Origin of the sequence: Aromatoleum sp. (assembly GCF_035254505.1) — a bacterium.
In the GTDB taxonomy this organism is placed as follows: Bacteria; Pseudomonadota; Gammaproteobacteria; order Burkholderiales; family Rhodocyclaceae; genus Aromatoleum.
This window is the reverse complement of sequence record NZ_DATFAO010000052.1, coordinates 52,137-75,055: the sequence shown is the minus strand read 5'-3', so window position 1 is coordinate 75,055 and position 22,919 is coordinate 52,137. Positions and strand designations below refer to the sequence as shown.

General features: G+C 65.1%; 21 protein-coding genes. 8 read left to right on the top strand and 13 right to left on the bottom strand.

All coding sequences use genetic code 11. From position 1 onward, the window contains the following. Nucleotides 1–9: 9 nt before the first annotated feature. From VJ673_RS10375 to VJ673_RS10360, 4 genes are all read right to left on the bottom strand, one after another. Nucleotides 10–1,077: a sensor histidine kinase gene (locus VJ673_RS10375; RefSeq protein WP_324126019.1), complete on the bottom strand. Its 1,068-nt coding sequence runs from the start codon at nt 1,075–1,077 to the stop codon at nt 10–12. Nucleotides 1,078–1,192: 115 nt separating this feature from the next. Beyond that, nucleotides 1,193–1,951 (bottom strand): gamma-glutamyl-gamma-aminobutyrate hydrolase family protein, encoded by a 759-nt coding sequence (locus tag VJ673_RS10370; RefSeq protein WP_324126018.1) that lies wholly within the window; start codon nt 1,949–1,951, stop codon nt 1,193–1,195. 61 nt (nt 1,952–2,012) lie between these two features. Then, nucleotides 2,013–3,131 carry a YbdK family carboxylate-amine ligase gene (locus VJ673_RS10365; protein ID WP_324126017.1) on the bottom strand — a complete coding sequence of 373 codons (1,119 nt, stop codon included), beginning with the start codon at nt 3,129–3,131 and terminating at the stop codon, nt 2,013–2,015. Beyond that, on the bottom strand, nt 3,128–4,333 hold the full coding sequence (locus tag VJ673_RS10360; protein WP_324126016.1) for a cation:proton antiporter: 1,206 nt from the start codon (nt 4,331–4,333) through the stop codon (nt 3,128–3,130). Before VJ673_RS10360 ends, VJ673_RS10365 begins: the two co-directional genes overlap by 4 nt. 395 nt (nt 4,334–4,728) lie before the next feature. On the opposite strand from VJ673_RS10360, the gene VJ673_RS10355 reads away from it, so the two are divergent. The 3 genes from VJ673_RS10355 (at nt 4,729) to VJ673_RS10345 (ending at nt 7,997) form a co-directional block, all read left to right on the top strand. After that, nucleotides 4,729–5,091 carry a HesB/IscA family protein gene (locus VJ673_RS10355; RefSeq protein WP_324126015.1) on the top strand — a complete coding sequence of 121 codons (363 nt, stop codon included), beginning with the start codon at nt 4,729–4,731 and terminating at the stop codon, nt 5,089–5,091. 214 nt (nt 5,092–5,305) lie between these two features. After that, nucleotides 5,306–5,650: a hypothetical protein gene (locus VJ673_RS10350; RefSeq protein ID WP_324126014.1), complete on the top strand. Its 345-nt coding sequence runs from the start codon at nt 5,306–5,308 to the stop codon at nt 5,648–5,650. A gap of 211 nt (nt 5,651–5,861) precedes the next feature. Then, nucleotides 5,862–7,997 (top strand): AAA family ATPase, encoded by a 2,136-nt coding sequence (locus VJ673_RS10345; protein WP_324126013.1) that lies wholly within the window; start codon nt 5,862–5,864, stop codon nt 7,995–7,997. 54 nt (nt 7,998–8,051) lie between these two features. Here VJ673_RS10345 and VJ673_RS10340 read toward each other — a convergent pair whose 3' ends face one another. The 5 genes from VJ673_RS10340 to VJ673_RS10320 form a co-directional block, all read right to left on the bottom strand. Further along, nucleotides 8,052–8,459, bottom strand: coding sequence for a group II truncated hemoglobin (locus tag VJ673_RS10340; protein ID WP_324126012.1), 408 nt, complete (start codon nt 8,457–8,459; stop codon nt 8,052–8,054). A gap of 206 nt (nt 8,460–8,665) precedes the next feature. Continuing rightward, complete coding sequence (locus tag VJ673_RS10335; protein ID WP_324126011.1) at nt 8,666–9,178, bottom strand: hypothetical protein; 513 nt, start codon at nt 9,176–9,178, stop codon at nt 8,666–8,668. Between the two features lie 75 nt (nt 9,179–9,253). Beyond that, the gene (locus tag VJ673_RS10330) at nt 9,254–11,056 is read right to left on the bottom strand and encodes an L-lactate permease (protein WP_324126010.1); all 1,803 of its coding nucleotides are present in this window, start codon (nt 11,054–11,056) and stop codon (nt 9,254–9,256) included. A gap of 316 nt (nt 11,057–11,372) precedes the next feature. Next, nucleotides 11,373–11,852 carry a glycine zipper 2TM domain-containing protein gene (locus tag VJ673_RS10325; RefSeq protein WP_324126009.1) on the bottom strand — a complete coding sequence of 160 codons (480 nt, stop codon included), beginning with the start codon at nt 11,850–11,852 and terminating at the stop codon, nt 11,373–11,375. 349 nt (nt 11,853–12,201) lie between these two features. Beyond that, a complete protein-coding gene (locus VJ673_RS10320; RefSeq protein ID WP_324126008.1) occupies nt 12,202–12,999 on the bottom strand; it encodes a M48 family metallopeptidase in 798 nt (265 codons plus the stop codon). Between the two features lie 278 nt (nt 13,000–13,277). On the opposite strand from VJ673_RS10320, the gene VJ673_RS10315 reads away from it, so the two are divergent. The 4 genes from VJ673_RS10315 to VJ673_RS10300 all read left to right on the top strand — a co-directional run bounded on the left by VJ673_RS10315 (nt 13,278) and on the right by VJ673_RS10300 (nt 17,351). Further along, nucleotides 13,278–13,907 (top strand): acetate uptake transporter, encoded by a 630-nt coding sequence (locus VJ673_RS10315; RefSeq protein WP_324126007.1) that lies wholly within the window; start codon nt 13,278–13,280, stop codon nt 13,905–13,907. Nucleotides 13,908–13,917: 10 nt separating this feature from the next. Then, complete coding sequence (locus VJ673_RS10310) at nt 13,918–14,472, top strand: cache domain-containing protein (protein ID WP_324126006.1); 555 nt, start codon at nt 13,918–13,920, stop codon at nt 14,470–14,472. Between the two features lie 267 nt (nt 14,473–14,739). Continuing rightward, a complete protein-coding gene (locus tag VJ673_RS10305) occupies nt 14,740–15,552 on the top strand; it encodes a formate/nitrite transporter family protein (protein WP_324126005.1) in 813 nt (270 codons plus the stop codon). Nucleotides 15,553–15,614: 62 nt separating this feature from the next. Continuing rightward, nucleotides 15,615–17,351, top strand: a complete 1,737-nt coding sequence (locus VJ673_RS10300; protein ID WP_324126004.1) for a bifunctional protein-serine/threonine kinase/phosphatase — start codon at nt 15,615–15,617, stop codon at nt 17,349–17,351. A gap of 33 nt (nt 17,352–17,384) precedes the next feature. On the opposite strand, the gene VJ673_RS10295 is transcribed toward VJ673_RS10300, so the two are convergent. Beyond that, entirely contained in the window at nt 17,385–17,645 is a 261-nt protein-coding gene (locus VJ673_RS10295) for a hypothetical protein (protein ID WP_324126003.1), read from the bottom strand. Between the two features lie 235 nt (nt 17,646–17,880). Here VJ673_RS10295 and VJ673_RS10290 point away from each other — a divergent pair, with 235 nt between their 5' ends. Beyond that, nucleotides 17,881–18,165: a hypothetical protein gene (locus VJ673_RS10290; RefSeq protein ID WP_324126002.1), complete on the top strand. Its 285-nt coding sequence runs from the start codon at nt 17,881–17,883 to the stop codon at nt 18,163–18,165. A 111-nt stretch (nt 18,166–18,276) separates the two neighbouring features. On the opposite strand, the gene accC is transcribed toward VJ673_RS10290, so the two are convergent. Genes accC through meaB form a run of 3 tightly spaced genes read right to left on the bottom strand, consistent with a single transcriptional unit; the run spans nt 18,277 to nt 22,911 of the window. Beyond that, entirely contained in the window at nt 18,277–20,268 is a 1,992-nt protein-coding gene (gene accC / locus VJ673_RS10285) for an acetyl-CoA carboxylase biotin carboxylase subunit (protein WP_324126001.1), read from the bottom strand. Between the two features lie 22 nt (nt 20,269–20,290). Beyond that, nucleotides 20,291–21,823, bottom strand: a complete 1,533-nt coding sequence (locus VJ673_RS10280; RefSeq protein ID WP_324126000.1) for an acyl-CoA carboxylase subunit beta — start codon at nt 21,821–21,823, stop codon at nt 20,291–20,293. A 59-nt stretch (nt 21,824–21,882) separates the two neighbouring features. Further along, nucleotides 21,883–22,911 (bottom strand): methylmalonyl Co-A mutase-associated GTPase MeaB, encoded by a 1,029-nt coding sequence (meaB, locus tag VJ673_RS10275; RefSeq protein WP_324125999.1) that lies wholly within the window; start codon nt 22,909–22,911, stop codon nt 21,883–21,885. Between the last annotated feature and the right edge of the window lie 8 nt (nt 22,912–22,919).

Here is a 22,919-nt window from a genome sequence, read left to right as displayed (position 1 = left end):
CCTCTCCCCTCAGCCCTTTGAAGGCGCCACGCGCGGAAAGCGCAGGTCGAAGCGAACTCCGCAGCCCACTCCGCTCGTCAATTCGATCGTGCCCCCGAGGGCGGCCGTCGCGAGGTTGTAAACGATGTATAGACCCAGTCCGCTTCCGCCACGGCCCAGCCGCGTCGTAAAGAAGGGGTCGAAGACGCGTTTGGCGATCGCGTCGGGAATGCCCGCGCCATCGTCGCTGTAATGCAGCAGGATCTGGCCGTTGTCGACCACTTCCGCCGCGATGTGGATATGCCCTTCCGAGCGCCCCTCGAAACCGTGCTGCAGCGAATTGTTCACCAGGTTCGCGACGATCTGCTCGATCGGCCCGGGGAAGCTGTCGAGCTCGATGCCCGGTGGCACCGCGAGCTCGAGGCTGTAATTCGTGTGCTTGAGCTTGGGCTGCAGGGTCGACAAGACCTCCTCGATCGCCTGCCGCAGGTCGAAGCGGCGACGGCGCATGCTCGTCTGATCCACGGCCACCTGCTTGAAGTTTCCGATCAGTTCGGCCGCGCGCCGGCAATTCTTCTCGACCAGCGACGCTGCATCGCGGCACTGCGCGACAAAATCGACCAGCGTCTGCTTGCGCAGCGTGCCCGCCTGCAACTGCTCGTTGAAGCGCTCGACCATCTGGCTCAAGGCGGAGGCGACGGTCAGCGAATTGCCCAGCGGCGTATTGAGCTCGTGCGCGACACCGGCGACGAGGCTGCCCAGCGCGGCAAGCTTCTCGGTCTGCACCAGTTGCTCCATCGCCTGCTCCAGCGTCGCGTTCGCGCGCCGGCGCTCGTCCACCTCGCGCTCGAGCCTGTCCTTCGCGCTCTGCAGGTCGCGATTGATGCGCTCGATGTGGAGCTGCGCCTCCTCCAGCTCGCGGGTGCGGGCGCGCACCTGATCCTCCAGCCGGATCGTGTCCTCGAACCAGCCGAAATCCGTGCGGCGGGCGTTCATGTCGCGCTCGGCACGGCCCATCAGCGCACGCACGATCTTCTTCAGGCGCAGCACCTCGGCGCGCAGTCCCTCCGCTTCGTCCGGGATCGGCCGATCAACCATGACGGCCGTGGCCCCGCCGGACGATGCTGGCGTGCGGGCTGCCGATGTGGGGGTGAGCGCTCACCGTCATCTCTCCTGCGGAGCTTGCGATCCCTGCGTTCGTACCACCTTAGTGCTAAGTGTCCGCCGCTGCGCGAGCCGCCGCGAGGAACGATGACATGATCGGACCACCGTCGAGCAGGTCGCTGCCGGCCACGTGGAACTCCGGATGCCACTGTGTCCCGAAGAGAAAACCGCTGCCGAGCCAGCGGATCGCCTCGACGACGCGGTCACCGCTGGACCATGCCTCGATCGCGAGGTCGCTGCCGAGCTTGTTCACCGCCTGGTGGTGGATACTGTTCACGCGGCCATGGGTCCGCTCCGGGTAGATCTGCGCCAGCATCGACGCGGGCTCGACCTCGATCTCGTGGTGAAACTTGTCGTAGAGCACCGGATCGCGATGCGCGTGTGCGCCCGGACGCTGTTCGAGGATGTCCTGGTACAGCGTGCCGCCGCAGGCCACGTTGATCAGCTGCATGCCGCGGCAGATGCCCAGCACGGGCTTGCCCTGGATCACGAACTCCCACAGCAGCTCGATCTCGTACAGGTCGCGGATGCGGTCGCCGGACCACTCCGGGCGCAGCGGCGTCTCGTCGTAGGTCGACGGACTGACGTCGGCGCCGCCCTGCAGCACGAGCCCGTCCATCGCCGCGACGTAGTCATGCACCGAGATCGCCGCGCGCGTGATGCCGAGATGCTCGCCGATCGTCGGCATCATGAAGGCGAGCGCCCCGTGCGACATGATCCAGTGGGCGACCGATTGTTCGAGATACTGCAGGGTCTTGCCCGGAAAGCCGAGCTCCTGGGGCGGCGTATGCAGAAGGCGGGCCGACATTCCGATGCGTAAGGGACCGCGGCTCACGAAGTCCTCATCGTTCGAACGTCCTCCGGTTCGGCTACGTCTTCCAGCGCAGGCATTGCAGACGCACCATGTCGTTCAACGAACGCGTCTCGGCGAAGTCGGCGCGAAGGCTCTCGGCGTCGTTGCGCCCGAAGGCGACCATCTCGCGCAGCTCCCGGCACGGGACGTCGGCATTGAGCTCGATCGCGTGCTGCTCGATGCGCTCCATCGTGGCGAGGATGTCCTCGGCGATCGTGCGGTGCTCGTGCGTGCGGGGGTCGACGAAAGTGCCATTCATGCCGAAACGGCACGCCTCGAAGCGGTTGAAAGTATAGACCAGGTAGTCGTCCTCAACCGGGCGCAGCGGCCGCTCGACGAGCAGGTAGCGCGCCACCGACTGGATGTAGGCGGCGAGCTGCGCGGCGCGGCGCACCGTGAGCGGCGTGTCCATCACCCGCACCTCGATGGTCCCGAATTCGGGCTTCGGGCGGATGTCCCAGTAGAAGTCCTTCATGCTCTCGACCACGCCGGTCGCCGTCATCTTGTCGAAGAAGGATTCGAAGTCCGTCCACGACTCGACGAAGGGGGCACGGCCGGACATCGGGAAGGCGAACACCGAGTTCAACCGCGCGGACTGGAAGCCGGTATCCGAGCCCTGCACGAAGGGCGACGAGGCCGACAGCGCGATGAAGTGCGGCAGGTAGCGAGACATCGAATGCAGCAGGTAGAGCGCGACGTCCGGACCCGGGCAGCCGATATGTACGTGCTGGCCGAACACCGTGAACTGCTTGGCGAGATAGCCGTACAGCTCCGACAGGTGGTGGAAACGCGGCGCGTCGAAGATGCGACGCTGGCCCCAATGCTGGAAGGCGTGGGTGCCGCCGCCGCAGATGCCGACGTTGAGCTTCCCCGCGGCCTCGACGAGGGTGTCGCGGATCACCGTCAGTTGCTCGCTGACGTCGGCGTAATGCTCGCAGATACCGGTCGACACCTCGATCATGCAGTCGGTGATTTCCGGCTTGATATCCCCCGGCACCTCGCGCTTGGCCAGGGTGCGCAGCAGGTCCTCGGCGCCGCCGACGAGATCGTAGTCATGGGTATTGACGATCTGCAGTTCGAGTTCGACCCCGAGGGTCAGCGGACGCGACTGGCCGAAAGCTTCCAGAGCCATCATCGATCTCCTGTGTTGTTCTCGCCCACGCCCTGCAATGCCCTCTGCACTGCGAAGGGACCGAGCAGCTCCATCACGACCATCATGCTCATGACGAGCGGTACGAGCTTCGCGCCAAAGTCCGGGTACATCAGCCGGATGTCCTCGGCGATCACGAAGGCCACGCCCGACATCGGCAATAGCGCGACACCGAGCGCGATCGCCTGCCGCCGCGTGATGCCGCTGACCGGGCCGGTCAGCGCGACGCCCGCGCCCTTGCCGACGGCGCGCGCGAGGAGCAGCGCGAGCCCCGCGAGCCCGCCCGCGGCGATCTCGCCGAGCGTCACCGACATGCCGGTGAGCATGAAAAGCGGCACGACCAGCACGCCCCCCGCGGTGCCGAAGTGGCGCGGCCACAGGTGCGGGCGCGGATCCATGTACTTGACGATCGCGCCGGCGATCAGCGGCGCGAGCATGCCCGGCAGCTTGAGCGTCTTGAGCAACGCAAGCGCGAACAGCAAGAGCCCGAACAGCACGACCACGCCCTGCTCGTCCGACAGGTCGAGGCTGCGCCGCAGCTGCCGGAAAGCCCACGCGAGCGCCGCACCGATCGCGAGCGAGCCGCCGATCAGGTAGAGCGGATGCAACAGTGCCGCGGTCCAGTCGTTGCGGAACACACCATGCATGCCGCCGACGATCAGGTTCGACAGCACCAGCGAATACGCGACGTTGAGCGCGCACAGCGCGAGCAGCCGCTGCGTGACCTGCCCTTCGGCACGGATTTCGGCGACGACACGCATCACGACCGCGGGCGAGGTGCTGACCGCGATCGCAGCGACGGTCGCGGACATGCCGTTGCTGTAGTCGAGCCAGCGCAGCACCATGAAGGTCAGCACGAAGCTCAGCAAAGCCTCCGCGATGCTGGACACGAGAATCCATGGATTCGCGCGGAACCAGCGCACATCGAGCCTCACCCCGAGCTCGAAGAGCAGCAGCGCCAGCGCGAGATCGACCGCGATGCGCAGGCCGGCGACGTCATCCCGCCCGAACCAGCCGAAGACCGCGGGCCCCATCAGCAGGCCGGCGAGGGAATATCCAGTGATACGCGGCACACGCGCAAAGCGTGCCACCAACTCGCCGCCCAGGCCTGCACACAGCAGTGCAATGGCGAGACCGAAGGGGGCTTTGAAGTGGAGCGGCCATGTCGGCCAGATCGTGGGATCCATCGGCGTGTCTGTTCCTCATAGTTGTTATCGCCGCAACCTAGACTGACCGCCAGGCAAGCGCTCAATTCCCTCTTGAGACATTTAGGCACACCTCGGCGGGCTCCCTCTCCCGCCGAGGACCGGCGATTCTATTTGCACACATTTTATTTGTCGACATTGTTCGACGGACGATCCGACACCCCTGAATGTCGCGAACCCGACAGCGTGTCGCGATTGTCCGCATCGAATGTTGCAAAGCCCCACGGGCTGATCGACGCTCGACCCGCCTCCGTCTGCCCGGCCAGTGCGGGCTTCGAGCGGCTTCACGGACGCACGGCACAGAGCTTGCGTCGGCCGCTCGACGACATCTAACCGCCCCATCCCCCCACCAGCAGGCCGCCTGAGGAGACCGACACATGAACATCACGATCACACCCGCCGCCGAGAAATTCATGCGCCGCATCGTGCGCCTCGGAGGCGGAGGACCGGAGGCCGGCTTCCGCCTGCAGGTGAGCGCTGGCGGCTGTTCGGGCTACGCATCGGAGTTCGACGTCGAGCTGCCTCGCGCGGGCGACACGACGCTCGATTGGAATGGCCTCAAGCTGATCCTGTCCGCCGAGTCGCGCCGGCTGCTCGAAGGCGTAATCATCGACTTCACCGACACGTCGACGAGTTCCGGGCTCACCTTCGTCCATCCCAAGGCGACCGGCTCCGGCTGCAGCACCGGCGCGGCCGCGGTGACGGTGGTCAACATCGATTCGATCCGTCGCAAAACTTGAAGGCATGAACGCCGCCGGTCGGTGGCGCGCGTCACACCTCGTCACGAGGAGAGCCCCCAATCCGCCCCTCGAAAGCATAAACTGGCCGACAATGCGCCCGAGTGTCGGTAGCGCTCGGGTCCATCCCAAAAGGAGGAGCTAGGTCGCGTCGGGCCTTGCGCGCCCGGACGACCTGGCACGGTCGATCCAGCCGCAACGCGCCGAGGAGGTGGTCATGGACTCAGGGACGACGGGACATCACACCGCGCCATCCTTTCAGCGACTGCTTTACCGCTATCTCTGGCCCTTCCAGTACTTCCGCGACGTCACCCGCGGCGGTTGCCTCGAGCGACAGCAGAACTATCGCCACAACCGCGCGATGCGGCGCTACCTGCCGGGCTTCATCGCCAAATGGATCTTCCTGACCGCGCTGTGGTTCTTCATCGGCGGCACGATGCATGAGCTCGGCGTCGCCGCCCTCGCCGCCGGCTGCTTCATCGTCGCGATCTGGACCCTGATCGTCGTGGTCGTCCTGGGGGTCGACTGGTTGTGGCTGGAGCGCTTCCCCGAGCTCTTCTAGGACGGGTCGATCGCTTCACTGCCGTTCAATTTGTCACGCGACGGCCACGGGCTGCTCGTTATGCTGAACCCTCACGAAGATCGCCGGTCACAGTCAGCTTGGAGTCGATTCTGCCATCGCGCACTCGATTCCAGAGACACCTGTTTTATTGATTGGCCTGCATCATCGCTTCCGGGTTGGAACATGGCGTAGCGCTACATGGAGGACTGCCATGTCGAATTTATCGAAACCCAATGAGTTGCCCACGGCCGCCGATGCGCCGCCCGCGCCGACCGGCCTGCGGCTCAGTGTCAAGAAGACTGCAAGCCGGCTGCAGGACTGGTTCGTCATCCAGTCGATGACCGTCCGGCTGGCGCTGATTGCGATGGCGATCGCGATCCCGCTGACCGCCTTCTACTCGGTCACCCTCGTGCAGAAGCGCGCAGCGATGGCCGAAGAGGTCAAGGCGATGGCCGTCGGCGGCAATCCTGGCGAAGGCGTATGGGCCTTCAACGACAAGCTGCCGGTGGTGCTCGGCAGCGGCTCGATGCTGGGCTTCCTCGAATCGAATCCGGTCGATCGCATCGCGGTGATCTACGAGCCGCTGATGTGGAACGTCTCGGAGCGCACGATCCTGATCGAATCGCAAGGCAAGCAGTACGCCTACTACCCGAGCGATATGGAAACGCGGATCTTCTCGGACAAGGCCGTCACCGCCCTCTGGGGCAACAAACTCCACTTCATTCCGCGTGGCGAACTGAGCCCCGCCGCGCTGGACGTCTTCGAGCGCCTCGACGAGCGCTTCGCGAGCGGCCGCCCGCGCTCCGAACATGACGGCCTGCGCGCCGGGGTCAGCGCCGCCTTCTCCGCCGCCCTGATGATCGGCCTGCTCGCCTTCCTGTTCATCCAGTTGAAGGGCCAGTTCAAGTCGCTGAAGTTCGTCGAGCCGGGCCAGGTCCGCGGCTCGATCGACGAGCTCGTCGGCATGGACGACATCAAGGCCGAAGTCGCGCAGATCAAGGACCAGTACGAGCGCCGCGCGCTCTACGCCGAGTACGGCATCTGCAAGCCCTTCAACGTGATGTTCAGCGGCCCCGCGGGCACCGGCAAAACCAAGCTCGCGAGCTACCTCGCGAAGGAACTGCACCTGCCGATCCTCTTCCACTCCGCGGCCAACCTCGAGACCGGCTACGTCGCGGGTGGCTCCAACACGCTCAACCGCATCCTCGCGATGGCCAAGCGCCGCAAGCGCTGCATCGTCTTCCTCGACGAGGCGCAGGATCTCTTCATGAAGCGCGGCGGCCGGCGCAAGTTCGACGACGACACCGCGAACACGCTGCTGTCCGTGCTCGACGGCGTACGCACGAAGAGCGACGCCGAGATCATCTGGATCGTCGCGAGCAACTTCAACAGCGAAACGATGCAGATGGACGAGGCGATGCTGCGCCGCTTCCAGATGAAGGTCGATTTCCGCCTGCCGAACCGCGAAGAGCGGCTGGCGATCATTCGCCATTACCTCTCGCAGCGCGCCGACAAGGTGCTGCCGGACCTCGACCTCGGCCACATCGTCGGGGTCACCGAGGGGCGCAGTCCGGCCGACCTCGAGACCATCGTCAATCAGGCCGGCATCACCGCCGTGCAGGCCGGCGAGATGATCGGCGCCAACACCCTGATGCAGGCCGCCGAACGCGTGCTCGTCGGCAACGTCAATTCCAGCACCACGGACGAGCGCGAACGTGACCGCCGCATCATCGCCACGCATGAATGGGGGCACTTCCTCGTCGACCTCGAACGCGAACGCCAGATCACGAACGACGACTGGGACCGCATCCTCGCGGACATGAAGACGATCAAGATCTCGCTCAAGGCGATCCCGCGCAACAACGCGCTCGGCTTCGTCTTCCACAAGCAGGGCACGGATCTTCTGAAGACCAAGGGCGACATCGAACACGACGTGCGCGTGCTGCTCGGCGGCATGGCGAACGAGGAGCTCTTCTTCGGCGAGGACGGCACCACGAACGGCGCGCACAACGACATCACGCGCGTCACCCAGCTGCTGCACCACGCCGTCGCCGAGATGGGCATGTACCGCAAGACGCGGCTCAACTTCGGCGCGCTCGCGAACGACAACCAGGCGACCAGCCGCACCCTCGACGAAGAGACGCGCGGCCTCATGGAGGCGCAGAGCGAACGCCTCTACGCCGAGACGAAGGCCTTGCTCACCGACCTGATGCCGCTCACCGAGCACCTCGTCGGCAAGCTGCTGGAGACGAGCGAAATGGCCCTCGACCAGGCCCTCATCGAGATCCGCGCCTTCGAGGCGGAACAGGCGCGACGCCAGGAACAAGGGCGGATGGCCGCCGCCTGACGCGGACTATCGGCTGCAATCCCACGGGCGGGATGAAGTCCCGCCCGCCGCGTCTCAGTGGCGCGCGATCGCGTCGGCGACCTTCTCGAACGCGGCAACAAGCTGGCTGCGCAATTCCGCATCCGCCACCTGCTCTTCGAGCGCCCGCGTCATGCACAACATCCACGCGTCCCGGTCCGCCGCATCGACGCCGAAACTCGCATGCGCGCGGCCGAGGCGCGGGGGCCCGCGATGCCGGGCGTAGAGCGGCGGGCCGCCCAGCCATCCGCACAGGAACATGAAGAGATGCTCCTTCGCCTGCGTCAGATCCTCGGGATGCATCGCACGGATCTCGGCCGCCTCCGGCAGTTCGCACATCAGCGCATAGAAACGATCGACGAGACTGCGGACTGCGGCTTCCCCACCCAGCTTCTTGTAATGCGGGTTGGCGTTGACGACGATTTTCGGCGTGACGGCGTACATCAGGACTTCTTCCTCAGAGGACGAGCAGGGGATTGAAAAGGAGGCGCTTCGCCCGGCCGGCGGTCCACCTTGCGGACGGGGGCCGGGTCGAGCGGCCCCGTCAGGATGCCGTCATCCCCGGCCTCGCGCAATACCCGAAGTCCGGGATTTTCAGCCGAATCGCATAGGACAATGAAAAGTCCTGCCGTGCGCGGGGCATTGCGCGCTCAGCTCGCGGCGCTGTCCTTGTATTCGCCCACGGCCGCCTGGATCACTTCGCGGGCGATGTTGGTCTCCTGCTCGCTGCGCGTCTCCGCGACGAGTACCGACTGGCCGCTCGCGACCGCGTCGCGGACGAGGTCGGAGAGCTTGCCGTCGACCTTCTCCGCCCCCGCCGCCGCGCCGACGATGCCGCCCAGCGCCGCGCCCCATCCGAGCATCGCCAGCGGGGCGAGCAGCGGACTCGCCACGAAGAGGCTCACGTTCGCCGCGACGAGCGCGACTTGGCCCACGGCACCGAGGCCGGTGCCGACCACCGTGCCGATCGCGCCGTCGACCAGCATATCCTTCAGCACGCTGCGGCTTTCTGCCTCCTCCGGTTTTGTCGCTTCCAGCGACTCGGCGGCGAGCAGCTGCAGGCGTTCCCGCGGCAGACCGCGCGCGACGAGTTCCCGGTATGCCTCATCAGCCTCATTGCGATGCACGAAGAAGCCTGAAACGTGATGTACGTAATCGTCCATGCCTTGTCTCCCGGCCCGCGGGCCAATGCTGGAACAAGGCTCCAGCAAACGACGTTCCCGGGCCGGGGATGGACACTATTTCGGCGGCAACACCGGGATCACCCCCGGGAATACATACGCCTGCAACATCACGATCACGCCGATCACCGCAGCGCCCGCGAGCGAGTGCCAGAAGACCGTGCGGAAGATCGGGCCGAGAGCGTGCGTGCGCTCCTTCGGGTCCTCGTAGCAGGCAGCGCACGCGACCATGATCGATTGCGCGTCGATCATCTTGCCCATCACGCCGCCAGTCGAATTGCTGGCGACGATCAAGACCTCGTTCAGACCGAGCTGCTGCGCCGTGATCCGTTGCAGGCTGCCGAACAGCGCGTTCGAGGCGGTATCCGAGCCGGTGAGGAAGACGCCGAGCCAACCGAGGTAGGCCGCAAAGAAGGGATACAGCGGCCCGGCACCGGTGAAGGCGAGCCCGAGGACCGCGTCGGTGCCGGAATAGCGCGTCAGAAAACCGAGGCCGAGCACCAGGGCGATGACGACCACCGGCGTCTTCATGCGACGGGCGGTCAGCACGACGGCTTCTCCCCACTGCGCCGCGCTCAGCCGCAGCACGAGGCCGGACAGCAGCGCAGCGGCGAACACTCCGGTGCCCGCGGCCGACAGCCAGTTGATCGTGAAGCGCGCCGCCTCGGGCTTCGCCCCTTCCAGCACCACCGGCGGCATGCGCTGCACGAGGTTATGCAGCGCCGGCATGTCCCACACCGGCAGCGACAGCGTGCCGCCGAAGGGCGAGCCGAGCAGCGTCGTCTTGAACGCGACGCCGGCAAACAGCGCGTTCAGGTATTTTTTCCATTCCGGCATGCCCCAGATGGCACAGCACAGAATGAGGATCGTCCACGGCAGCCATGCGTAGACCGTTTCCCCGACCGAGTACGGATACTTCCAGTTGCTGCCCGTCGTCGCCGCCGACTTGCCCTCGCGCGCCAGCGCCTCACGCTCCGAGCGCAACAGGAAGCGCGTCTTGGGATGCCAGACAAAGCGCAGGAAAAGCGCGGTGACGATGACCGAGAAGACCCCGGACACGACGTCGGTCATCAAATGAAATTCGTTCGTGCTCGACGCGAAGTACTGCATCACGGCGAATGACACACCGGCGCACAGCGTCGCCGGCCACACCTCGAAGACTTCCTTCCAGCTGCCGCCCTCCATCTTCACGAACACCGCGACCAGCCAGAAGGGCACGAGCACGGACACCCAGGGCAGCTGACGCCCGGCCATCGTCGACAGCGTCAGCTGATCGAGGCCGCTCACTGCCGCGAGCGTCACGATCGGCGTACCGATCGCCCCCCAGGCAACCGGTGCGGTGTTCGCCAGCAGGTTGAGCACCGCCGACTGGAAGGGCTTGAATCCGAGCCCCACCATCACGGCGCCCGCGATCGCCACCGGCGTGCCGAAACCGGACGTTCCCTCGATGATCGCGCCGAAGGAAAAGGCGATCAGCACGCACTGCAGCCGCCGGTCGAAGGAGATGTGGATGATCGACTCCTTGACGACCTCGAACTTGCCGGTGACCACCGTCATCGTGTAAAGAAACATCGCGCCCAGCACGATCCAGATGATGCCGAGGAAGCCGGACAGCGAACCCAGCGCAAAGGCCGAAACTGCCGCCGGGACCGGCATGCGGAACACGAGGCAGGACACGAGGAAGGCTGCGACGACGCCGAACATCGCCGCGTAAGGCGCGCTGACACCGAGATGCCGGACGCCCTGGGCGTCGCGGTGCGGATGCAGGGCAATGAAGTACAGCAGGACGCCGATCGGAACCGCCGCGGCGAGCGTCGACAGGAAGGCGTTTCCCAGCGGATCGTAGCTCTGGTAATACATGGCCCGGCTCCTTTCGAGGATGATCCTCGTTCGGAAATGAACAGTGCGCGGACGGGTTCTCTTCCTTCGTCACGCCCGCCACCACTGAAAACCGGTCCACTGCCTTCTTTATAGACGCATTACCGAAAGCGGGGAAAGAAAGCAAAGCCTACGATTCCTGCTCGTATCTTTTGCCATTCATTGTTTCTGCCGTCAGCATTCCATCGCCACGGAGTCCGATTGGCGGACGTTCGCCAGATCGCCCGCGGGCTGCCGGCGAAAAGCATCGCGCCTTCCGCCGACAGGCCGCAGGCGCCCCTTGCCCCCGCCTGACAACTTACGGTTCGTAGGAGTCCGCGATGCGTCCGCCGACGATGCTCCCGACCACGGCGCCCACGGCTGTCGCCGCCACCCGCCCTCCGCCCCGACCGAACTGATTCCCGATCACCCCGCCCGCAATGGCGCCGACCGCCTGCCCGACAGCGCGGTTTCCGTCATAGCGCTGGTAGGAGGCCGGGCGCTCGTCATAGCCGGAATAAGGACGCGCCTCGTAGTAGCGCACCGGGCGCTGCTCGTAGTAACGCACCGGCGCCTGCTCGTAGTACACAGGGCGGTCGCGGTACTCGATGCGCTCGCGATACACGATGCGAGGCGTTTCGCGGTAGATCACTGCCGGCTCCCCGTACACGACCGCCGGCCGGTCGGACTGGCGGTAATGGCGCTCATAGCGGACGTCATCATCGCAATCGCGGTACGCGAACGCATTCGCACTGAACACTGCCGAAACGACCAGCGCCGGAACCCAGAACCTGTTCATTTTTCGCTCCTGACGGAAGACTCATGGAGCGGTCTGCCCCATGAGCCAATAACGTCCGTGCGGGAAATCCGGCACACGGCGCTCTGTTCGATTTTGTAAGTGCGGCCAACAGCGCCGTGGCGGTCGAGGCAGCGGGTAAGGCCTTACATGCCTTTGCCAAAATTCCCGCCGCAATTTCGCGCGGCCCGTCGCTGGCCCCCTCACCGAAGCGCGACGCCTGCGGTACAAGACACCGTGCGCTGCACCGAAGTCGATATCGAACGCGAGCCCGGGACGCAGCCGGGGCGCAAAGGCGGCAAAAAATATGGGAATCCGCCGATGACGAACAACTGGGCGCCCAGCAGGGTCCTCACCGATCCGCGAGCGCGCGCGCGGCGGCGACGCGCTCGGCGCTATCCGGGTGCGTACTGAGGAAGGCGAAGCGCGGCGACTGCGCGCGTCCGCCGAGCTTCTCGAAAAACCGCACCGCGCCCTCCGGGTCGTAGCCCGCGCGGCGCATCGACGCGATGCCGGCCTCGTCGGCGGCACGTTCGTCATCCCGGCTGTAGCCCTTCTCGGTGAAACTGGTCGCAAATTCGGCAAACAAGGGCGTCAGCGGAAAGGCCACTGCGGTCAGCACGATACTCGCCAGCGCCACCATGCCGCCGGTTTCGTTCTGGCGCGAGCGGCGCTGTTCGGAATGCCGCAGATTCAGGTGCGCGAGCTCATGACCGATCAGTGCCGCCCAGGCTGGCTCGTCCGCACCGAGGAGCTCGACCATCCCCGTGTTGATGCCGATGGTCTCGCCCTGCGCACCCCGCAGCGCAAAGGCGTTCGCTGTCGCGTCCTCCACCAGCAGGTACTGCGGGCGGGCGCCCGGCGTCACCGCCTCGACGCGTTGCGCGGCCTGCCACGCCGCCCGCAGCGCTGCCGCATCGAACCAGCGCACTCCGCTGCCTACCGGCAGGCCGACCCGCGCGCCCTCGACGGCTCCGAGCACGGCCAGCGGCCACGCGGTCGCAGCGCCCTCATGCCCTGACGCCCCGCGCGGCACCTTGCCCACCGGCGGATGTCCGGGCGGCACCGGTGGTTGCGTGGCACAGCCGGCCGCCAGCGCCAACAGCACGGCGAGTGCACCTCTTCGGAACCGGTCGTCCGCCTTGATCATCCTCCTAGCATACACACAGTCAACCAAGCGTGCCTCGCCACGACAATACATGCAGCGCTCACGAGGACTGCGCCCAAGCGAACCGCCGCCTTCGACGAAATATCCACTTTCACTTGATGACAATTCCATTATCATCAGTGCATTGCGTTTTGCATATCATGCAGGGCCGGCCAATCGACCGCACCATGCTTCCCTTGTCCCGCTCGCCAATGAAGCGGAACCGGAAGCGCACTAGAGGGCGGCGGCCAAGGATTTTTAACGGGAGAGGGAGTAAGAGCATGGCTGAACAGAAACTAGGCAATCCGGCGGTCGTGGGGCTCGCGGGCTTCGGGCTGACGACGATGATCCTGCAGTTTCATAACGTCGGCTGGATGGGGATCGGACCGGTGATCTGGGTCGGGCTGATCTTCGGCGGTCTGGCGCAGATGATCGCCGGCCTGCAGGAGATGAAAACGGGCAACAACTTCGGCTACTGCGCCTTCACGTCCTACGGTTGCTTCTGGATCGCGCTGGCGCTGATGCTGATCGGCAACCAGTTCAACATCTACGTCTCGAGCAAGACCGACATCGGCTGGTTCCTCGTCGCCTGGACCGCCTTCACGACGATCCTGTGGGTCGGGTCGATGCGCGTCCATAGCGCGCTGGCGATTACCTTCACGATGCTGCTGGGCGGCTTCGTCATGCTCGACCTGGCCCATTTCGGCTATCCGGAGCTGACGGTCGTGGCGGGCTACGAGCTGATGGCGACCGCGGCGATGGCCTGGTACATCATGGCCCACCTGATCTTCCTCGACCTCTTCGGGCGCGACGTGCTGCCGGTCGGCCAGCCCTGGATCAAGGGACCGCGCCAGGCATCGGAGCGAGGCGTCGTCTCGGTGCTGCCGAAGATCGGCGAACGCACGGCCTGAGGTAATGCATATGACCAGGGTCCGAATTCAAGCGCTCCTGTGCTCGCTTTCCATGCTTGCGGGGGCAGCCCTTGCCGCGCCGGCCGCCGAAGACTCGGCGACGCCGGAGGACGCGGTGACGAAGGTCTGGGCGGCAGCGAAATTCCTCCAGACCAAGGGCGTGTCCGGCATCTCCGCCTTCAACAGCAAGGACGGGCCCTGGGTCTGGAAGGACAGCTACGTCTTCGTGTTCGATTGCCGGCTCGACCGCATGGTCGCCCATCCGCTGCGCCCGGACCTCGTCGGCCGGCCGATCATGCAGGTCACCGACAACAACGGCCGCTACATCTTCGCCGAACTGTGCAAGGCCGCGACGCAGCCGCGCGGCGGCTGGGTGGAGTACGCGTGGCCCAAACCGGGCGCAGGCGGTGCCTCGCGCAAGGTGAGCTATGCGGTGACCGCCGACATGGCGTTTTCTGCGGGCATCCAGGTCGGCGCCGGCATCTATGACGAGAAGCTGACGCCGGTGGCGCTCAACAAGCTCGTCGAGACGCTGGCCGATCCGGACAAGTATCCCGCTCACTAAGCGGGGCGCACCAAAACTAGGCGCAAGCCCGAAACCGCGCCCCACGCAGGGGCAGCCCAGGCACGGCCGCCGGAGGAAAGCGTGCGCAAACCGCACGGTTCCTGGACTTCAGGCGGTTGGCACGCCCCGTGCTGTAGTTGGGTCAGGTCGGGCCAACGGCGGCCCGACAAAGGACAACGGCGTCCATTTCTGTCTCTCACGACGAGAGAAAGAAGTGGACGCATTTTTTTCGTCCGTACGATTCACTCAAGACCCAAGGGAAACGTCATGTCATACATCGCGCCAGCCGAGTTCGTCACCAAGATGGTGGATGCCGGGGAATCCAAGATCTTCATGTCCACGCGCGACACGCTCGTCCGCGCCTATATGGCCGGTGCGATCCTGGCGATTTCAGCCGCGTTCGCGATCACGATCAACGTCCAGACCGTCCAGCCGCTGCTCGGTGCCCTGCTCTTCCCGGTCGGCTTCTGCATCCTCTATCTGCTGGGTTTCGACCTGCTGACCGGCGTCTTCACGCTGAGCCCGCTGGCACTGATCGACCGGCGTTCAGGCGTCACCTGGAACGGCGTGCTGCGCAACTGGGGGCTGGTGTTCATCGGCAACTTCGCCGGCGCGATGACGGTTGCGATCATGATGGCGGTGATCTTCACCTTCGGCTTCACCGAGGCGCCCAATATCGTCGGGCAGAAGATCGGCACCATCGGTGAAGGCCGGACCGTCGGCTATGCGGCGCATGGCGCGGCCGGCATGCTCACACTCTTCATCCGCGGCGTGCTGTGCAACTGGATGGTGTCGACCGGTGTGGTCGGCGCGATGATGTCGACGAACGTGTCGGGCAAGGTGATCGCGATGTGGATGCCGATCATGCTCTTCTTCTACATGGGCTTCGAGCACTCGATCGTGAACATGTTCCTGTTCCCCTCGGGCCTGATGCTCGGCGGCAATTTCTCGATCTACGACTACATGATCTGGAACGAGATCCCGACGGTGCTGGGCAACCTGCTCGGCGGCATCACCTTCGTCGGCCTGACGTTGTATTCGACCCACGTGCGCACTGCACCGAAACGCGTCGCCCGCTGATTGACGCCGCAGGCCCGCTGCCGCGCGGCGCGGGCCTCTTCCCCAGGCTCCCTTCCCCGCCGATGTCGAGAAAACTCGCGGTCACTGCCGGCCAGTTCTCCGACAGGGGCCGTAAGGAGATCAACCAGGATTTCCACGGCCTGTGCATCCCCGACGAACCGCAGCTGAGTTCGAAGGGGATCGCCATCGCGCTCGCCGACGGCATCAGCAGCAGCGCGGTCGGCCACGTCGCCAGCGAATCGGCGATCAAGAGCTTTCTCGAGGATTACTACTGCACCTCCGAAGCCTGGTCGGTAAAGACCTCGGCGCAGCGCGTGTTGTCCGCGACGAACTCGTGGCTGTACTCGCAGACGCGCAACAGCCAGTACCGCTACGACCAGGACCGCGGCTACGTCTGCACGTTGAGCGCGCTGGTCATCAAGTCCGCCACGGCCCACGTCTTCCACGTCGGCGACAGTCGCATTTATCGACTGCGCGACGGCAAGCTCGAACCGCTGACCGACGATCATCGGCTGCTCGTCGCCGAGGACCAGAGTTACCTCAGTCGCGCGCTCGGCATCGGCGCGCAGGTGGAGATCGACTATCGAACGCTGGAAGTCGAGCGCGGCGACATCTTTGTGCTCGCCACCGACGGCGTGTACGAGCACGTCGCCCCCTCCTTCATCGTCGACAGTATCCGAAACCTCGCGGACGACCTCGACGAGGCCGCCCGACGCATCGCACAACAGGCCTACGCGCAGGGCAGCTCGGACAACCTGACCGTCCAGATCGTGCGCATCGACAACCTGCCCGGCCAGGCAGCGGACGAGCGCTACCGCCAGCTCGCGGACCTGCCGCCGCCCCCGATCCTGCAGCCTCGGATGATCTTCGACGGCTACCGGGTCGTGCGCGAGATCCACGCCAGCAGCCGCAGTCACATCTACCTCGCCGAAGACCAGGATAACGGCAAGCTGGTCAGCCTGAAGATCCCGTCGATGGATCTACGCGGCGATCCGGCCTATCTCGAACGTTTCATGCTGGAGGAGTGGATCGCGCGGCGCATCAACAGCGCGCACGTGCTGAAGCCCTGCCCCCCGACGCGCAAGCGCAACTACCTCTACGTCGTGACGGAATACATCGAGGGCCAGACGCTCGCGCAATGGATGACGGACCACCCGACGCCGGAGCTGGAAACGGTGCGCGGCATCGTCGAGCAGATCGCGAAGGGGCTGCGCGCTTTCCACCGGATGGAAATGCTTCATCAGGACCTGCGGCCGAACAACATCATGATCGACGGCACCGGCACGGTGAAGATCATCGATTTCGGTTCGACGCGCGTGTCCGGGCTGGCGGAGGCGGAGTCGGCGAACCTGCAGCCCGAGATCCTGGGAACAGCGCAATACACCGCGCCCGAATATTTCCTCGGCGAAGCGGGGACGCCGCGCTCGGATCTGTTTTCGCTCGGCGTGATCACCTACCAGATGCTGTCCGGGCGCCTGCCCTATGGCGCCGAGGTCGCGAAGTCACGGACGAAGGCGGCGCAACGGAAGCTGAAATACGCCTCGGTGCTCGACGATCATCGCGAGATTCCCGCATGGATCGACGCTGCCTTGGCCAAGGCGGTGCATCCGGAGCCGTATAAACGCTATGAAGAGTCCTCGGAGTTCATCCACGACCTCCGCCACCCGAACAACGCCTTGCTCGGCAAAGGCCCGCCGCCGCTGATCGAGCGCAACCCGTTGATTTTCTGGCAGGCGCTGTGCTTCGTGCTGACCATCGCGCTGATCGTGGTGCTCGGAAGCCGAACCGTCGTCAAGTAGCGACCTGTCCTTGCGACAGGCCCCGGGCGCACTTCACCGCCTGAATTCGCGGTAGCCGGCGACACGCGCAAGGTCGGCCTTCACTTGGTCGCGGTTGCGCTCGTAGGTGATCTCGCGGCCCATGGCGCTGCCGACATATGCTGCGCCGTTGCGCGTCGGAGTCAAGGTGCAGCGCACGCTGTGGACGCCCTCGCCCAGCACGACTTCGATCCTCTCCACGCTCTTGTTCAAAACGACCACCTGGAGTTCCTGGCCACTGCTGGCGACGCGTACCTTGATTTTCTCGTTGTTCATGATCGATCCAATCTGTTGAACAGCATCGCTGCAATGGGCAACGACCGTTGATACGCTTGAATGCGGCGCGACACTCGGGTTGTCCCAAGACGTCCCCGCATGCCGACCAGTGTAGCCGACGGTCCGGATCGCATACCGGGTGGACTGACGATTCCTTGGCGATCATCGCCGGGACGGCGCATCATGACCCGTGAAGTCAGGAACCGGTCTGAGGGCTTTCCGGAAGGAGGCAGGCATGACGAACAGGATCACCATACGCGCAGCCGATGTGCAGGTCGGCGACCATATCTATGACGGTCCCGGCGCGAACCCCCACCCGACGTTCGCATGGGAAACCATCACCGGCGTCAATCTGGTGGACGGGTTGATCGTGCTGATCGTGGGCCGCCTCGATGCCGGGCAAGGCGAGTTCTGGTTCGAGCCCGACGAAACCGTCACCATCATTCGTTACCCCCCGGAGGCGCCGGAAAAGCCCGCAGCCAAGCCGCACCGGAAGCACGGCCATGGGGCTTCCGGATAATCTCCCCGCTGGGCCACCCGACCTTATTCGACGCGCAAAGCAAAAAAGCCCGCTTGCGCGGGCTTCAGGGAAAGACGTCCGGCGCCGCTTAAGCAGCGGCACGCAGCGCGATCATTCGAACTCGATGATCACCTCGTCGACCGACAGGCTCGCACCCGGGCTCGCGACGAGCTTCTTGACCGTGCCGTCCTGCTCGGCCTTCAGCACGTTTTCCATCTTCATCGCCTCGATGATTGCGAGCTTCTCGCCCGCCTTCACTTCCTGGCCTTCGGCGACGCAGATCTCGCGCAGCAGGCCCGGCATCGGCGACAGCAGGAACTTCGACATGTCCGGCGGCAGCTTCTCGGGCATCAGCGCCAGCAGTTCCGCCGCGCGCACCGTCATCACGATCGGCTCGACGTGCAGGCCGAAGTGCGAGATGCGATAGCGCAGGCCGCGACGCTCGATCTGCAGGCAGACCGGCACGCCATTGACGGTGCCCTGGAACAGCAGGTCGCCGAAGGTCCAGTCGGAGACGATACGGTAGGTCTTATCGCCATAGGTGATTTCCATGCCGCTATCGATGCGATGCGCCGTGACCGGGTATTGCTTGTCACCCATCACGACCACCCACTCGCTGCCCACCTTGCGGCCGTGACCGGCGAGTTGGCCGTCGATCTGCACGGCGCGGTCGATGTAGCGCAGGCGCGTGAAGGTCGCGACCGCGGCGAGCAGCGCCGGATCGTCGTGCGGCACCATCGACGCGTCGAAGCCCTGCGGGTACTCCTCGGCGATGAAGCCGGTGTTGAAGTTGCCCGAGCAGAAGCGCGGATGCTGCAGCAGCGCCGCCTGGAAGGGGATGTTCGAGCTGATGCCGCGGATCACGAAGGCGTTGAGCGCATCACGCATGCGCTCGATCGCCTGTTCGCGGTTCGCGCCGTGCACGATCAGCTTCGCGATCATCGAGTCGTAGTACATCGAGATCTCGCCGCCTTCATACACGCCGGTATCGACGCGCACCTGGCCCGGGATCTCCTTCGGCGCCTGGAACTTCACGAGGCGACCGGTGGAGGGCAGGAAGCCACGGAACGGGTCTTCGGCGTTGATGCGGCACTCCATCGACCAGCCGTTGATGCCGACATCCTTCTGGGCAAGCGGCAGCTTCTCGCCGTTGGCGACGCGGATCATCTGCTCGACGAGATCGAGGCCGGTGATGAGTTCGGTGACCGGATGTTCCACCTGCAGGCGCGTGTTCATCTCGAGGAAGTAGAACTCCTTGGTCGCGCCGCTGACGACGAACTCGACCGTACCGGCCGATTCGTAGTTCACCGCGCGCGCCAGCGCCACCGCCTGCTCGCCCATCGCCTTGCGCATCTCGGGATCGACGAAGGGGCTCGGCGCCTCTTCGATGACCTTCTGGTGGCGGCGCTGGATCGAGCAGTCACGCTCGTTCAGGTACACATAGTTGCCGTGCGAATCGCCCAGCACCTGGATCTCGATGTGACGCGGCTCGAGCACGTACTTCTCGATGAAGACGCGGTCGTCGCCGAAGGAGTTCTTCGCTTCATTGACGCAGGACGAGAAGCCTTCGAAAGCCTCCTGGTCGTTGTACGCAACGCGCAGACCCTTGCCGCCGCCGCCGGCGGAAGCCTTGATCATCACCGGATAGCCGATCTTCTTCGCGATCTCGACCGCTTCAGCCGGACCGGCGATCGCGTCGTTGTAGCCGGGGATGGTGTTCACGCCGGCTTCGATCGCGAGCTTCTTCGACTCGATCTTGTCGCCCATCTTGGCGACCGAGTAGTGCTTCGGCCCGATGAACTTGATGCCTTCCTCTTCCAGCCGGCGCGAAAACTCCGCGTTTTCCGACAGGAAGCCGTAACCGGGATGGACCGCCTCGGCGCCGGTCTGCTTGCAGGCGGCGATGATCTTGTCCATCACGAGGTAGGACTCTTTCGACGGCGCCGGGCCGATGCATACGGCTTCATCGGCGAGCTCGACGAAGAGCGCGTCCTTGTCCGCCTCGGAGTGCACGGCGACGGTGGCGATGCCCATCTTGCGGGCGGTCTTGATCACGCGGCAAGCGATTTCGCCGCGGTTAGCAATGAGAATCTTCTTAAACATATTCCTCAGTCTCCCTGGGCGATCAGAGCGGGATGTTGCCGTGCTTGCGCCACGGGTTTTCGAGTTCCTTGTTCTTCAGCATCGACAGCGAGCGGCACACGCGCTTGCGCGTCTCGTGCGGCATGATCACGTCGTCGATGAAGCCACGCGCGCCCGCGACGAACGGATTCGCGAAGCGGGCCTTGTACTCGGCCTCACGCTGGGAGAGCTTCGCCGGGTCGTCCTTCTCGCTGCGGAAGATGATCTCCACCGCGCCCTTCGGGCCCATCACCGCGATTTCGGCCGACGGCCAGGCGAAGTTCACGTCGCCGCGCAGGTGCTTGGACGACATAACATCGTAGGCGCCGCCGTAGGCCTTGCGGGTGATGATCGTGACCTTCGGCACCGTGCATTCGGCGTAGGCGTAGAGCAGCTTCGCGCCGTGCTTGATGATGCCGCCGTATTCCTGCGTCGTACCCGGCATGAAGCCCGGGACGTCGACGAGCGTCACGACGGGGATATTGAACGCGTCGCAGAAGCGCACGAAGCGTGCGGCCTTGATCGAGCTCTTGATGTCGAGGCAGCCCGCGAGCACCAGCGGCTGGTTCGCGACGATGCCGACCGGCGAACCTTCCATGCGCGCGAAGCCGATGATGATGTTCTTGGCGTAGTCGGGCTGCAGTTCGAAGAAGTCGCCGTCGTCGACCATCTTGACGATGACTTCCTTCATGTCATACGGCTGGTTCGGGTTGCTCGGCACCAGCGTGTCGAGCGACATGTCGAGGCGCTCGGCCGGATCGACCGCCGGCACCGTCGGGGCCTTCTCGCGGTTGCTCGACGGCAGGAAGCCGACGAGGCGGCGCGTCATCATCAGCGCCTCGACGTCGTTCTCGAACGCGAGGTCGGCGACACCCGACTTGGTGTTGTGGGTGATCGCGCCGCCCAGTTCCTCGGCGGTCACTTCCTCGTGGGTCACGGTCTTCACGACTTCCGGACCGGTCACGAACATGTAGGACGAATCCTTCACCATGAAGATGAAGTCGGTCATCGCGGGGCTATACACCGCGCCGCCGGCGCAGGGGCCCATGATCAGCGAGATCTGCGGCACGACGCCGGAGGCCATCACGTTGCGCTGGAACACGTCAGCATAGCCGCCGAGCGAATCGACGCCTTCCTGGATCCGTGCGCCCCCCGAGTCGTTCAGGCCGATCACCGGCGCACCGACCTTCATCGCGTGGTCCATGACCTTGCAGATCTTCTCGGCGTGGGTCTCGGACAGCGAGCCGCCGAACACCGTGAAGTCCTGCGAGAACACGAACACGAGGCGGCCGTTGACCGTGCCGTAGCCGGTCACCACGCCATCGCCCGGGGTGTGGTCGCCTTCCATGCCGAACTCGGTGCAGCGGTGCTCCTTGAACATGTCCCACTCTTCGAAGCTGCCTTCGTCGAGGAACAGTTCGATGCGCTCGCGCGCAGTGAGCTTGCCCTTCGCATGCTGGGCGTCGATGCGCTTCTGACCGCCGCCGAGGCGCGCCTTGGCGCGCTTCTCGTCGAGCTGGCGAATGATTTCGTGCATTGATGACCTCCTTAACGGTTCTGCTTGCTACGCCCGGCTTCATGCGGCCGGGCTTCAACTCAGTTCAGATAGCCGAGCAGGCGCAGCGCCGCGGCCGAAGGCGTGGTCGCGCCCTCCTCCACCGCGCGGGCGAGCCCCGGCAGTTCATGCTTCACTTGCGGATGGCTGCGGAAACGGCTGCGCAGCCCGGCATCGATTAGGTCCCACATCCACGCGAGCGCCTGGTGGCGCCGCTTGGCTTCGAATTCGCCGGATGCCGTCATCGCCTTGCGGTAGTCGCTCACCGCCGTCCAAAAATCGGCGATGCCCTGCTTCTGTAGTGCGGAGAGCGTCAGCACCGGCACGGTCCAGTTCGGGCTCGCCGGACGCAGCATGTGCAACGCGGTCTTCATCTGCGACTTCGCGCGCATTGCGGCGCCGGCGTCGATGTCGGCCTTGTTGATGACGATGAGATCAGCGATCTCCATGATGCCTTTCTTGATCGCCTGCAGGTCGTCGCCTGCGTTGGGCAACTGCAGCAGGCAGAAGATGTCGCTCATGCCGGCGACAGCGGTTTCAGACTGTCCAACCCCGACGGTCTCGATGATGATCACGTCGAAGCCAGCGGCCTCGCAGACGAGCATCGTCTCGCGCGTCTTCTCGGCCACGCCGCCGAGGCTGCCCGCAGACGGGCTCGGGCGGATGAACGCGGCGGTGTTCTGGCTCAACAGCTCCATGCGCGTCTTGTCGCCGAGGATCGAGCCGCCCGTGAGCGACGACGAGGGATCGACCGCCAGCACGGCGACGCGCAGGCCTTGTTCGATCAGGTAGAGGCCCAGCCCCTCGATGAAGGTCGACTTGCCCACGCCCGGCACGCCCGAGATGCCCACGCGCATCGCGCCGCCGGTCTGCGGCAGCAGCGCTTCGAGCACGTGACGCGCCCGCGCCTTGTGATCCTCGCGCTGCGACTCGATCAGCGTGATCGTCTTCGCGAGCGGGCGCAGCTGGCGCGCGAGCACGCCCTCGACCAGCGCGCGGTCGGCGGCGTCGAGCTCGGGCACGAAGTCGGCCATCGATTCGGGCAGGTGTTCGGGTTTGTTCATCGGCATCGATTCGT